General features: G+C 35.1%; 14 protein-coding genes. 10 read left to right on the plus strand and 4 right to left on the minus strand.

Going from position 1 to position 13,677, the window contains the following annotated elements:
- The 5 genes from menD to NST60_RS17865 all read left to right on the plus strand — a co-directional run bounded on the left by menD (window position 1) and on the right by NST60_RS17865 (window position 6,332).
- Entirely contained in the window at window positions 1–1,746 is a 1,746-nt protein-coding gene (gene menD, locus NST60_RS17845; RefSeq protein ID WP_169188995.1) for a 2-succinyl-5-enolpyruvyl-6-hydroxy-3-cyclohexene-1-carboxylic-acid synthase, read from the plus strand.
- Window positions 1,747–1,758: 12 nt separating this feature from the next.
- Entirely contained in the window at window positions 1,759–2,565 is an 807-nt protein-coding gene (gene menH / locus NST60_RS17850) for a 2-succinyl-6-hydroxy-2,4-cyclohexadiene-1-carboxylate synthase (protein ID WP_101730617.1), read from the plus strand.
- Between the two features lie 37 nt (window positions 2,566–2,602).
- A complete protein-coding gene (gene menB, locus NST60_RS17855; RefSeq protein ID WP_016202880.1) occupies window positions 2,603–3,421 on the plus strand; it encodes a 1,4-dihydroxy-2-naphthoyl-CoA synthase in 819 nt (272 codons plus the stop codon).
- Between the two features lie 166 nt (window positions 3,422–3,587).
- Window positions 3,588–5,066, plus strand: coding sequence for an o-succinylbenzoate--CoA ligase (locus NST60_RS17860; protein WP_101730618.1), 1,479 nt, complete (start codon window positions 3,588–3,590; stop codon window positions 5,064–5,066).
- A 63-nt stretch (window positions 5,067–5,129) separates the two neighbouring features.
- Window positions 5,130–6,332 (plus strand): NAD(P)/FAD-dependent oxidoreductase, encoded by a 1,203-nt coding sequence (locus NST60_RS17865; RefSeq protein ID WP_101730619.1) that lies wholly within the window; start codon window positions 5,130–5,132, stop codon window positions 6,330–6,332.
- A gap of 54 nt (window positions 6,333–6,386) precedes the next feature.
- Here the strand turns inward: NST60_RS17865 and NST60_RS17870 are convergent, their stop codons facing one another.
- Window positions 6,387–6,551, minus strand: coding sequence for a DUF1540 domain-containing protein (locus tag NST60_RS17870; protein WP_016202877.1), 165 nt, complete (start codon window positions 6,549–6,551; stop codon window positions 6,387–6,389).
- 332 nt (window positions 6,552–6,883) lie between these two features.
- On the opposite strand from NST60_RS17870, the gene NST60_RS17875 reads away from it, so the two are divergent.
- Window positions 6,884–7,441, plus strand: a complete 558-nt coding sequence (locus NST60_RS17875) for a beta-class carbonic anhydrase (RefSeq protein ID WP_016202876.1) — start codon at window positions 6,884–6,886, stop codon at window positions 7,439–7,441.
- Here NST60_RS17875 and yidD read toward each other — a convergent pair.
- Complete coding sequence (yidD, locus tag NST60_RS17880) at window positions 7,438–7,695, minus strand: membrane protein insertion efficiency factor YidD (RefSeq protein ID WP_016202875.1); 258 nt, start codon at window positions 7,693–7,695, stop codon at window positions 7,438–7,440. The two genes, NST60_RS17875 and yidD, sit on opposite strands and share 4 nt — an antisense overlap.
- Before the next feature lie 209 nt (window positions 7,696–7,904).
- On the opposite strand from yidD, the gene NST60_RS17885 reads away from it, so the two are divergent.
- Window positions 7,905–8,381 carry an S-ribosylhomocysteine lyase gene (locus NST60_RS17885; protein ID WP_016202874.1) on the plus strand — a complete coding sequence of 159 codons (477 nt, stop codon included), beginning with the start codon at window positions 7,905–7,907 and terminating at the stop codon, window positions 8,379–8,381.
- A gap of 356 nt (window positions 8,382–8,737) precedes the next feature.
- Here the strand turns inward: NST60_RS17885 and cls are convergent, their stop codons facing one another.
- Window positions 8,738–10,192, minus strand: a complete 1,455-nt coding sequence (gene cls / locus NST60_RS17890; RefSeq protein ID WP_016202873.1) for a cardiolipin synthase — start codon at window positions 10,190–10,192, stop codon at window positions 8,738–8,740.
- A gap of 551 nt (window positions 10,193–10,743) precedes the next feature.
- On the opposite strand from cls, the gene NST60_RS17895 reads away from it, so the two are divergent.
- A complete protein-coding gene (locus NST60_RS17895; RefSeq protein WP_169188992.1) occupies window positions 10,744–11,514 on the plus strand; it encodes a sulfite exporter TauE/SafE family protein in 771 nt (256 codons plus the stop codon).
- A gap of 80 nt (window positions 11,515–11,594) precedes the next feature.
- Here NST60_RS17895 and NST60_RS17900 read toward each other — a convergent pair whose 3' ends face one another.
- Complete coding sequence (locus NST60_RS17900; protein ID WP_016202871.1) at window positions 11,595–11,852, minus strand: DUF6154 family protein; 258 nt, start codon at window positions 11,850–11,852, stop codon at window positions 11,595–11,597.
- 517 nt (window positions 11,853–12,369) lie between these two features.
- Between NST60_RS17900 and ytkD the strand changes: the two genes are divergently transcribed.
- Both ytkD and NST60_RS17910 read left to right on the plus strand, forming a co-directional pair.
- Window positions 12,370–12,852 carry an RNA deprotection pyrophosphohydrolase gene (ytkD, locus tag NST60_RS17905; RefSeq protein ID WP_101730620.1) on the plus strand — a complete coding sequence of 161 codons (483 nt, stop codon included), beginning with the start codon at window positions 12,370–12,372 and terminating at the stop codon, window positions 12,850–12,852.
- A 30-nt stretch (window positions 12,853–12,882) separates the two neighbouring features.
- Entirely contained in the window at window positions 12,883–13,674 is a 792-nt protein-coding gene (locus NST60_RS17910; RefSeq protein ID WP_016202869.1) for an alpha/beta hydrolase family protein, read from the plus strand.
- Window positions 13,675–13,677: the final 3 nt, after the last annotated feature.

Raw genomic sequence — 13,677 nt, forward strand, 5'->3', positions numbered from 1 at the left:
ATGAGTCATCAGCAACAGTTAACAGCTTATGTGCATGCACTGATTTCCGAGTTAGTAAAAAACGGAGTAGCGCATGCTGTTATTAGCCCTGGTTCGAGATCTACACCAATCAGTCTATTGCTAGCAGAAGAAGAAGATATCCAGTTACATGTACATGTTGATGAAAGATCAGCAGCTTTTTTTGCGTTAGGAATAGCGAAAGCATCAAAGAAACCGACTGTGTTAGTGTGTACATCAGGAACAGCTGCCGCGAATTATTTTCCCGCCATCGTAGAGGCGAAAATTTCGCGTATCCCGTTAGTTGTGTTGACGGCAGATCGTCCCCATGAACTAAGAGATGTTGGGGCTCCTCAAGCAATTGATCAATTAGATCTATATGGGAAGCATGTAAAATGGTTTATGGAAATGGCTACACCAGATAGTAGTCCAGGTATGATTAGATATGCTAAGACAGTCGGAGCCAGAGCCATTGCAATGGCGAAGCAGCATCCTAGTGGTCCTGTCCATGTAAATATACCATTAAGAGAACCGTTAATCCCTGATTTGGATAATTTAGAATATTATCGTCTAGAAGAACAGAAAAAAACATCCATTCAAATTCAAACTGGGGAGTTTATATTAAGCGATTCTTATTTTCAGGATCTAGTATCAACTCTTAATAAGAAAGAGGACAGAAAAGGAATTATTATTTGTGGAGAAATAAATAATGAGGAATTTTTTGCAAAGGTAATAAAACTAGCGGGACAGACTGGTTTTCCAATCATTGCTGATCCATTATCACAACTACGAAGCAAGAGTGCGGACAAGGAAATTATCATTGACACATATGATACTTTTTTAAGAAATGAAAAGGTAAAATCCTTACTAAAACCAGATGTGATTATTAGATTTGGAAGTATGCCTGTCTCTAAGCCATTAACCATTTTCTTACGTGAAAATGAACAAGCAAAACAGATTGTTGTAGATGGAGGTAGTGGCTACAGGGATCCTAACCAATTAACTACAGAAATGGTTTATTGTGAAGAAGGTTATTTTTGCGAAAAGCTTACATCAGTTATTTCTCATTGCTCACTAAATCACTATTTAAATAAATGGATTGAAATTAATGAGCTTACGAAGAAGGAATTAATGCAAACGGCGGAAATCCAAGAAATAAGTGAAGCCAAGCTTTTCCACAGCTTAGGAGAATTAATTCCTAATGATGCAGTGTTATTTGTAGGTAACAGTATGCCAATTCGTGATTTAGATACATTCTTTCATAAGCAAAATAAAGAAGTTACCATTGTTGCCAATAGAGGTGCAAATGGAATTGATGGAACAATATCTACCGCTCTCGGTGTAGGGGTTATAAAGCAGCCTCTATTTTTAATTGTTGGGGATTTAACCTTTTTCCACGATCTTAATGGTTTAATCCTATCTCAGTTGTATCAGCTGCCAATTACTGTACTGTTAATCAATAATAATGGTGGAGGTATCTTTTCGTTTCTTCCACAAGTAGAGCTGCCAAGACATTTTGAGTTATTATTTGGAACTCCTTTAGATATAGATTTTAAGCATGCTGTGGAAATGTATAAGGGTGAGTATGAGCTTATAAAAAGCTGGCAAGATTTACAGATGTTATTCCAGAAAAGTAATTTCACCGCAGGTTTAAGAGTTTGGGAATTACAAACAAATCGAGAACGAAATCTATTAGAGCATCGTCAAATGACCAATCGAATCCAAAAGGTGTTAGATCAATTAGTTTAAAAGGTGAAGTGTATGTTTATCAAAATAAAAGATGTAAACTATCATATAACCGTTGATGGAGAAGGGGAATCCCTTTTATTATTACATGGGTTTACTGGGGATTGCAGAACATGGCTTCCGTTTATTCCGTTATGGAAGAAGTATTATAAGGTAATAACAGTCGATATTATTGGACATGGAAAAACAGATTCACCGAAAGAAACAAAAAAGTATGTAATGGAGGAAAGCGTCTCCCATTTAAAAGCACTAATTGATTACCTTCAAATAGCTCCTGTTCATTTATTAGGCTATTCGATGGGTGGAAGGTTAGCTTTGGCATATAGCATGGAGTATCCTGATACAGTTAAGAAACTAATACTTGAAAGTGCCTCTCCTGGTTTACGAACTGAATTGGAGAGAAAACAAAGACGAATACTGGATGAAAAACTAGGAGACTCTATCCTTGAAAAGGGTATAATAAGTTTTGTGAACAAATGGGAGAAGATTCCGTTATTCAAAAGCCAGGAACGGCTGAGTCCAGACGCTAGGCAGGCGATAAGGGATCAACGATTAGTCAATAATCCAATGGGATTAGCTAATAGTTTAAGAGGAATGGGGACAGGTGCACAAAGCTCTTATTGGTCTCAACTTTACCAGTTTCCCAAAAAGGCACTTTTAATTACGGGAGAACTCGATCAAAAGTTTGATGGAATTGCGGAAGAAATGGCAAAGTGCAATAAAAAAATGCAACATTTAAATGTAAATGATGCAGGTCATGCAATTCATGTGGAGAAACCTGAAATTTTTGGTACAATAGTATTGGAGTTTTTAAGGAGCTGACATAGATGTTCAGCCCTGTTTAGAAGGAGGAAAAATAATGACAGTAGAATGGGTTGCTGGCAGACAGTACGAAGAAATTATTTATGAAACATATAATGGAATTGCCAAGATTACAATTAATAGACCCCATGTACATAATGCTTTCACGCCAAGAACGGTAAGTGAATTAATTGATGCATTTGCAATGGCAAGAGATGACAGTGATGTGGGCGTAATTATTTTAACTGGTGCGGGCGATAAAGCGTTCTGTTCTGGTGGAGATCAAAAAGTTAGAGGACATGGTGGATATGTTGGTGAGGATCAAATTCCTCGCTTAAACGTGCTTGATTTACAGCGTCTAATTAGAGTTATTCCTAAGCCTGTAATCGCCATGGTAAAAGGGTATGCAATAGGTGGAGGACACGTTCTTCATATCGTCTGCGATTTAACAATTGCTGCAGATAATGCTATTTTTGGACAAACTGGTCCAAAGGTAGGAAGCTTTGATGCTGGTTATGGTTCCGGCTACTTAGCAAGAATCGTTGGCCATAAAAAGGCTAGAGAAATTTGGTTCTTATGCCGCCAATACAGTGCACAAGAAGCATTAGACATGGGCTTAGTAAACACTGTTGTACCATTAGAAAAAGTAGAAGAAGAAACGATTAAATGGTGTGAAGAAATTCTAGAAAAAAGCCCAACTGCCCTTCGTTTCTTAAAAGCTGCATTTAATGCAGATACCGATGGATTAGCTGGTATTCAGCAGTTTGCTGGTGATGCAACACTACTGTACTATACAACAGATGAAGCAAAAGAAGGAAGAGATTCCTTTAAGGAAAAACGCAACCCTGATTTTGGACAATTCCCTCGTTTCCCTTAATTAGGAAGAGGATATTAATAGTTGGATTCCCGGTTATGGGAAATAGTTATTAATGTACCATTTATAAAAAAATAACAGTAGGTGACACTCGTTTTTAGCAAATGTATTTTTAGACATGCTAATAATAGTGTCACCTTTGTTTATAGAAAAGAGGATAAAAAAAGTAATGACTGAAATACTTCCTAATTTTTTAAAAAATAGAGCGAGTTTAACGCCAGATAGAGAAGCAATTGTTTATAAGAATGAGCGGCTAACTTTTAAAGAACTTTATGAAAGAGCCTATCATTATGCTGGAATATTGACTGCTTTTGGAATAAAAGACAAGGATTATGTAGGATTTCTTGTCAAAAATGATTTAGAAACAGTCCTCCATTTATATGCTATGCAAATTATTGGAGCAAAGGCAGTCCTGCTTAACAATCGCTTAACCGTGAAAGAAATGGCTTATCAATTATCGGATGCAAATGCTAGTTATCTAATAACAGAAGAAAACTTTCAGGAGCAGGCAATCCAGTTAGAAGAAGAGTTGGTTATTTCCATTTTTTATAAAGAAAAATTGGAAGATAACCCTTACATAGAACCGATAGAAAAAAGGCAACTTCATTTAGATGATACTTGTACTATTATGTATACATCCGGTACAACAGGCCTTCCAAAAGGAGTCATTCAATCATACGGTAACCATTGGTGGAGTGCAGTAGGAAATACATTAAATGCCGGCTTATATGAGAAAGATACTTGGTTATGTGCAGTCCCATTATTTCATATTAGCGGATATTCTATTTTAATGAGAAGTATTATTTACGGTATGAAAATTGTCCTGCATGATTCCTTTGATGAAAAAAAAGTGCTAGCCGATTTGTGGAAAGAAAAAGTAACGATTATATCTGTTGTTACTACAATGTTGCAACGAATAGAGCATGTTGCAAGTGACAGATTTCCAGATTATTTCCGGTACATGCTTCTAGGTGGAGGACCTGCCACAATAGATTTGCTCACTCGATGCATGAAGAAAGAAATTCCAGTTTATTATTCTTATGGGATGACAGAAACCTCTTCACAAATTGTCACGTTATCACCAGAAGACAGTATTAGAAAAATTGGTTCAGCAGGAAAGCCACTTTTCCCTGCTCAATTAAAGATTGTTAATCATTCAGGAGAAACATTAGAACCAAATGAAGTTGGAGAGATTACTGTATGCGGCCCAAATGTTTCAAAAGGTTATTTAAATAAAGACAACCATTTAAAGGATGGATGGTTTTTTACAGGTGACATTGGGTATACAGATTCTGAGGGCTTTCTCTATGTCTTAGATAGACGGTCTGACTTAATTATTTCAGGAGGAGAAAATGTTTATCCAGCAGAAGTAGAAGCGGTACTTACAGACATGGAAGGAATAAGAGAAGCAGCAGTGATTGGGATTCCGAATAATAAATGGGGACAAGTTCCGATTGCGTTTGTAGCAAAAGAAAAAAGTATGCTAACAGAGCAACAGATTATCAATAATTGTGAAAACTCTTTAGCTAAATATAAAATTCCTAAAAAAATATTTTTTGTAACAGAGGTTCCACGTAATGCTTCTGGAAAAATAGTCAGAAGAGAATTAAGGAAGTGGGTAGAGGAGCAAGCGGATTTTTCATTGTAAGGAAACACTAGACTGGATAATGAGGTTAAACGTAGAAAAAACTAATGAAAGAAGTGTAGGAATGTGAGCTTATACCATGGATCATTATATTGGCCAACAACGATAAGTGATAGACCAGTTTATCCAAAGCTGGATAAAGAAGTTTCATGTGATGTTCTTATCATTGGGGCAGGAATGTCGGGAGCTTTGTTAACATACAAGCTCGCAAAAGAACCACTAGATGTTATTCTAGTGGATAAAAATTGTGTTGGCAATGGGAGCTCTTCTGCAAATACTGGTTTATTACAGTATTCAAATGATAAAATGCTTCATTCCTTTGCTGAAAGCATCGGTGAGAAAGACGCTGTTCGATTTTATCAGCTATGCTTGAATGGTATGAAAGAACTGAAAAAAATTGCAACATCTTTACAAGATGATATACAATTTATAGATAGACAAAGCTTATATTATGCCAGTACAGAGTCTGATATAGTATCTCTTCAAAGAGAATTTGAAATACTGAAAAAATATAATTTTCCAGTAGAATTTTTAGAAGAGGAAATGCTTTATAAATTATATGGACTTAATAAGCATGGCGCCATTCGAACAATGGGGGATGCGGAAGTAAATCCCCTAAAGTTGGTCCTATCTTTAGTGAAAGAGGCTTCAAAGAAAAGCAATGTCCAAGTTTTTGAAAATACGGAAGTAACAGAACCTCAATACAAAGATGGTTATTGGTTATTTCATAATGAAGATGCGATTATTCGAGCAAAGCATGTCGTTTATGCAACAGGTTATCAATTAGATAACTTTACAATGGAAATGCCTACGGAATTAAACAGAACCTTTGCAATCATAACGAATCCTATATCCTCTTTTCGTAATTGGAAGGATAGATGTCTAATTTGGGAGACAAAGCGGCCATACTTTTATATGCGAACAACCGTTGACGGAAGAATTATAGCTGGCGGTTTAGATGAAGAGACAATAGAATCACCAAGAGATCCAAGGATTTTACAAATTTATGCAGATAGATTGTTGGCTCGCATTAAAGAACATTTTCCCTATTTGCAATTAAAGGCTGAATATGTTTATGGTGCTACTTTTGGAGAATCCAAGGATGGGATTCCTTTTATTGGGGAACATCCAAATAAGAAAAATCTCTACTATTGTTTAGGATTTGGTGGGAATGGAACGGTTTATAGTGCTTTTGGTTCAACTATTATAAAGGATTTAATAATAAATGGGAATCACCCTGATGCCGATTTAGTTCGATTAAATAGATAAAAAGGAATCCCCTGAGAATTCTTTCTAGGGATTCCTTTTAATGGTTAAATCTATTTAGCTCAAGCTGTTTTCGGGCTCAAATGTTTTACAATCTGTTTCATAGCTAGTGTCAGCATGTTTTCCGGCATTACTTACAACATAAATTTGATCGGCTCCACACTGATTTCCTTTTTCCCAAAAAGTGCAGTTACTTACTTCACAAAGTACATCTTTGGCCATTTGTTTACCACTCCTTTTTCTTTAGTTGTTTTGTTCTTTAATGGTACGTACTTTTCTTAAAAGTAATATTCAGGAGATGTCCATCCATTTTATGTGGAGTTAATACCCACAATGAGACTTATGAGAGCCCCACTATACTTTAGTATTGGAAGGATGGAGGAAATACATACGTAGAACAAATGAAAAGAAAAGCCAGTATTTGAGAGGTAATGGAGTCTCACATTTGTATATTATGCAATTTTTCATTACTATTAATAAGGAGAATCTTTTCTCCCCTGTTAAAGGAAATAGAAATTATTTAATGAATTGAATTATTTAAGGAGTGCTTGAAAATGAGTCTATTACAAGATATTTTAGTCTACAATGAAGAATTTGTTAGGGAAGAAAAGTATGAAAAATTTATTACAACCAAATTTCCTAATAAAAAAATGGTTATTCTAACTTGTATGGATACAAGACTGTTAGAACTTTTACCCCAGGCATTAAATCTTGCTAATGGAGACGTAAAAATTATAAAAAATGCAGGTGCTGTGGTAGTTCATCCTTTTGGAAGTATCATGCGTAGCATTTTAGTGGCAGTGTACGAACTACAAGCAGATGAAGTAGTGGTGATTGGGCATCATGACTGTGGTATGAGTGCCCTACATTCGGACAGCATGATGGAAAAAATGAAAGAAAGAGGTATATCAGACGAAACCTTTGCTACACTGAAGCATTCAGGAATAAATCTAGAGAAATGGTTAAAAGGATTTAATTCTGTATCAGAAAGCGTTGCTCATAGCGTAGATATGATAAAAAAACATCCTTTATTACCAAACGATGTTCCAGTTCATGGGTTAGTAATTGATCCAAAGACTGGCAAGTTAGATTTAGTGGTAGATGGTTATTAATTATTTTTTTTAGGCGAATGGTTATGGTTTCTACAATGCCATTCATCGGGCACAGGATCTAAACCACCTGGATGAAAAGGGTGACATTTAAGAATTCGTTTAATGGTTAAATAGCCCCCTTTAAAAGCACCAAACCTTTGAATTGCTTCTAAGCCATAAGTAGAGCAGGTTGGATAAAAACGGCAAGTTGGCGGTTTTAATGGTGAAATGACCTTTCGATAAAAACGAATGATTAATAAAAAAACTTGTTTCATGTGACTTTTTCCCTCTCCTTCTTTTGCAAGTAGTATAACATGGACGAGGACAGGTTTTAAAGCAATCTCTATTAAGCAACTTAATCTTACTGGATTTAAGGATGGAACGTACGAATTGTTACTGGAAAAAAATTATATATATTAAGTTGATGAAATTACTCGGGTTTTTAGTTATAATAGAGATACATGAAAAAAAGGGAGATGTTTAGATGCCTTCAGTTGAAAGTTTTGAATTAGATCATACAGCGGTAAAAGCTCCATACGTAAGACATTGCGGTGTACACAAAGTGGGTAGTGATGGCGTAGTTAATAAATATGATATTCGTTTTTGTCAGCCAAATAAGCAAGCGATGAAGCCAGATGTTATTCATACATTAGAGCATTTATTAGCATTTAACTTACGTGCACATGTAGAAAAATACAACCATTTTGATATTATTGATATTTCTCCAATGGGTTGCCAAACTGGTTATTATTTAGTGGTAAGTGGGGAACCAACTGTTGATGAAATTATCGATTTACTAGAAGCAACAATGAAAACAGCGATTGAAATTACCGAAATTCCAGCTGCTAATGAGACACAATGTGGTCAAGCGAAACTACATGATTTAGAAGGTGCAAAAAGGTTGATGAATTTTTGGTTAAGTAAAGATAAAGAAGAGTTAAAACAGGTATTCGCAAAATAATGAAGCTGGGATATAAGTATTCCAGCCGAAGATAAACCTGAACAATGATACGAAGATTGTAAAAATATTTCGTATCATTGTTTGGGTTTTTTATTCATGTGAAAAAGGTTTGTGGTAATCACCCGCAGCCTGAATACACTTCGTTTTCCGTGGAGCTCGCGCTGAGACCCCGCAGCGTGTGGAGGCTCAGCTTCCTCCCCGCAGAAAGCGAGTGTCTGTAGCGCAATGGAACAACATAGTTTTTATACTTAACTCATAAATAACCAGTATAGGGAAGTAGGCTTTTAAGGGCTAAATTAGAGAATGTTCGCCTTTACCTATTATCTACTTAGTGATGTCCCGGCCTCTTCATTGCTCTATAAAAGGGGACTAAGGAGTCTGGAAAAGGATTCTTTAAAACGGATCCATAACGATCTTTTTGAATATTGGTCTGCTGTTAAATGTGTCGATAATTCCATGTCTTCTAAGAAATCATCTGTAAGCTCATTTGCGATTTGCTCACTATAAATGAAGGCATTTACTTCAAAATTCAGCCTAAAGCTTCTCATATCAATATTCGCTGTTCCAACAGAAGCGATTTTTCGATCAACTAAAATTGTTTTTGCATGGATAAATCCATTCTCATATATATAAATTTTCGCTCCTGCTTTTAGCATTTCACCGATATATGAATAGGTAGCCCAGTATACAAACATATGATCAGGTTTATTCGGAATCATAATTTTTACATCTACACCAGAAAGAGCAGCAATTCTTAATGTATCGAGTAAGCTAGCATCAGGAATAAAATAAGGTGTTTGAATATAAACACTTTCTTTGGCGGAAGTAATCATTTTTATATAACCATTTTTAATTTGTTCCCACTCAGAATCAGGTCCGCTTGAAACGATTTGCATGCCAATATTCCCAATAATTTCATCAATTTTCCCTGGAAAATATTCAGGAGAGTATTTAATATCGTGAAGATGGGAAGCTTGATTCCAATCAAGAATAAATCTTGTTTGAATAGCATATACGGCAGTACCTACGATACGTAAGTGTGTATCTCTCCAATAACCAAATTTAGGATGGAGTCCTAAATATTCATCTCCTACATTGAAGCCACCAATATAGCCAATTTTGCCGTCGATAATTCCAAGCTTTCTGTGATTGCGATAATTTAAACGTAAATTAATTAGATGAAATTTACTTGGGAAAAATACTTCGACAAAACCACCGGCTGCTCTTAGCTCTTTAAAAACCTTTTTTCGTAACGTTCTAGAACCAAGCTCATCATATAATAAGCGTACTTCGACTCCTTCTTTTGCTTTTTCAACAAGTAAGCTGATAAGATCGGAGCCAATTCCATCATTTTTAAGAATATAATATTGTAAATGAATCGACTTTTTGGCATTTTTGATATCCGTAAATAATTGATCAAATTTTTGATGACCATCCGTAAATATTTGGACAGCATTGTTTTCTGTAAGAACCGCATCATTGTTAAATAAATTCATATAAATGAGGTCTTGGTTTTTCCGAATGACTTCATTTGTTGTTCGTAATTGATTGGAGCTTATTTGTAACAGTTGGGAAGCTAATATAGGCTCTATCCCAAGCTTTTTTCGCTCATCCCACTGAAATAATTTTCTGTTTCGTAAATTTTGGCCGAAAAGTAAATATAAAATAAATCCTAGAATAGGGATGAAGGTAAGTACCATTAGCCATGCCCATGTTGCGATAGGATCTTTTCTTTCAAAAAAGATAACAAGAAAAGCCAAAATGATATTAAGTATAATAATTACACTTAAAACAATTGAATAAATGTGCATTGAAATTCTTTTCCTTTCCCGTGCTAAAAGACAGCAATAGTAAGTGCAATATATAGAGACTAGGTATAATTTTGCATGTTCATGAAGAAATATCCTGTATAATTATAGGGTAAAAGGGTAAAACTTTGTACTATTTTGTATTTATTTTTCAAATAAGAATTTTCCTTCTTCCTTTAATGTGATAAAGTGAATAAGGGAAGTGAATCTTCTTCTAAATAGATTATTGACAAAGCGATTTTACGTATAGGATATTGCTTTTAACTTTTAGGCTGTTTTCTAAAGGATTGTTGTTTTTTCAATCGAAAAAAAGAATTAGTTGAAAAATGGAACAGCCCGAATACACGAAGACTCCACGGGGATTAGCGAGACAGCCTGAGACCCCGGAGGCTTAATAAGCTTAGCCCCATGGAAAGCGAAGTGTGTTCCGGCTGCGGATAATCGCAACAAGCTTTACGAAAACAGCCAACTTTAAAATGCCTACCCAAGTATTAGCCTTGAGGGTATCCTACTACCTAAATGAAAATTGCCGTTAGGGTAAGGAGTATTTTTTTATGGAAGAAATAAATCTTGGAATGCTACTTTTTTTAATTGGCGCTGGTTTTATTGCTGCATTTATTGATTCTGTTGTGGGAGGTGGTGGACTTATTTCATTGCCTGCTCTTTTATTTACCGGACTGCCGCCACAAATTGCACTAGGAACAAATAAGCTTGCTTCAACTATGGGATCATTGACTAGCTCGATCTCTTTTATAAGACATGGGAAAACGGATAAAAAGTTGCTATTAAAACTCTTGCCTCTTTCCATTATTGGTTCCGCAATCGGAGTTTATGTAGTGCAAAAAATACCATCGGAAGCTTTGAAGCCGTTAATTCTTGTTGCTTTAATCATGGTGACTATTTATACACTTACGAAAAAAGAGTGGGGAATAAATTCTACATACAATGGAATGACAAAAAAGAAGCTTTTGTTTGCTCAATTTATTGTACCATTAATAGGGTTCTATGATGGTTTTTTAGGGGGAGGAACTGGCTCTTTCTTTTTATTTTCTTTTCTCCTTATGGGATTTGATTTTGTAGAATCTGCGGGCAATGCGAAAGTCCTTAACTTTGGAAGTAATCTGACAGCACTGATTGTTTTTTTATGTTATGATTCTGTGTATTATTTATATGGAATAGTAATGGGAGTTGCGATGATTTTAGGGGCATATATTGGCTCTAGAGTTGCCATTGCAAAAGGCTCTAATTATGTAAAAATATTATTTGTACTCGTATCTGCTACATTGATTGGCAAAAATTTATTTGATTATTTAACAAATCGATAATAAAAAGGCTGTTTGAGAACTTGATTTCCTAATGGGAGGGGCATTATTCTCAAGCAGCCTTTTTTATATTGAGAAAAAAACTAATGTAAATTTCGGTGGGGGAAAATTGGGTTATTAGGCTTTCTGTAATCTTCACTTGCAAACTTTCCTTTTAAGCTTTCGATTAAATAAAGACCCATTAAATCATATAATTCTTGTTCATTTAATTCCTGAATGATATGTAATAAATCTTCTCTACTCATTTCTTCTAAAAAAGCAAAGGCAAGCATATCGATATCTTCTTCGTCACCAGTTAATTTATTTTTATATAAGTTATATAGTTCATCTATAATTTTCATCATTTTATCCTCCTAGTTCAGTCTATCTTAAAATGTAACCGTTTTATTTACCCGTATTATATATGATAACATCTTATTATTGCTAGCTATTATGTGAACATTATGTTAAAGAATAACTAATATCGTTGGAATTTTTAATCTCCTGTACGAAAAAAACGGCATATGAGTTTACTATTTATATAAGGAGATTTTTTAAAAAAACTTATAGATAATACGGAACAGCCTGAATACCTAGACGCCACGGGGATTAGCGAGACACTTGAGAAGTGATATATAAGGAAGCTTAAGCGTAGCCCCATGGAAAGTAAAGTGTATTCTGATTGCAAGTAATAGCAGCAAATTTTACGAAAACATCCTTTATAAAAAATATACCCTATTTTAGAGGAAAAAACTCCAGTTTTATTGGTAGTCTTTGCTATGATAATAATAGCCATCAAAAAATGAGCTTGAAAAAGCATGTTATTTCGCTTTAGTATGCAAGCTACCTATATTAATAATACATAATAATGGAGAAGGTATGGAAATATTTTATGATCAGAACAAAAATTTAGTGAAACTTTCTTTAAAAAAAATTGAATGGAACCAAGAAGCTAAACATGTATTGGTTATCTGTCAATATAAGAATCAATGGTTATTAACAAATCATAAGGTCCGTGGATTAGAGTTTCCAGGTGGGAAAAGAGAAATAAGCGAAACGACTACTCAAACAGCCTATAGAGAAGTCATGGAGGAAACAGGAGGAATCATTGATAGGCTACATTGGATAGCAGCCTATCAGGTCTTTGGAGAAAAACCCTTTGTGAAAGATGTTTTTTTTGCAAAAATAAATCAATTGAATGAGAAAGATGATTACCTAGAGACAGATGGTCCGGTTTTAATTACTGGAGATATAATAAAACTGCGCTGGCATGAGTCTTTTAGTTTTATTATGAAGGATGATGTCATTAAATATTGTCTGACTTATATTCAAAATGAATTATTAAAAGAAAAGAAGGGGTAATATAGGAAAAAAGGCAAAGGAGAATTTGATATGCAGAACGGTGATATAATAGAGAAAATGCGATTTCCCTCTCCTAATCCTTCCATTGATTTGTTTTTGGTTACTTATTATGTTAATGGATTACGAGTCAAAGGGATGCTTGCTACTCCTAATGATGGGAATAATTATGATGGCTTTCTTTATTTAAGGGGAGGCATTAAAAATGTCGGGAAAGTTCGTCCAGGGAGAATCATCCAATTTGCATCTGAGGGCTTTGTCGTTTTTGCCCCGTTTTACCGGGGGAACCAGGGTGGTGATGGCAATGAAGATTTTGCAGGAGAAGATAAGTACGATGCTATAGGAGCATTTACATTGCTGAAGAATTTGCCAAATGTGAACGATGTCCATGTTTTTGGTTTTTCAAGAGGAGGGGTAATGGCTTTATTTGTAGGGATTTATTGTCCTGTAAAATCAATTGTAACATGGGGCGGCGTCAGTGACATGTTCTTAACCTACGAGGAGCGCGAGGATTTACGCCGAATGATGAAAAGAGTAATAGGTGGAACTCCTTCTAAGTATCCAGATAGATATGAAGAACGAACGCCACTTTATCAATTGGAACAAATAAATGCCCCTACTCTTATTATTCATGGCCAATTAGATAAAAATGTTTCCGTTGATCATAGTCTTCGGTTAGAAGAAAAATTAAAGCAACTTGGAAAAGAAGTAGAAACATGGTATTTTCCGGCGTTTACTCATTACTTTCCTCCAGCAACAAATCGAAAAGTTGTCACCTCTTTGTCTAGCTGGATGAAAAAACAAACGGAAAAGATGGTAAAATAAAAG

The organism is Niallia sp. FSL W8-1348, from assembly GCF_038006745.1.
GTDB classification, from domain to species: Bacteria; Bacillota; Bacilli; order Bacillales; family Cytobacillaceae; genus Niallia; species Niallia alba.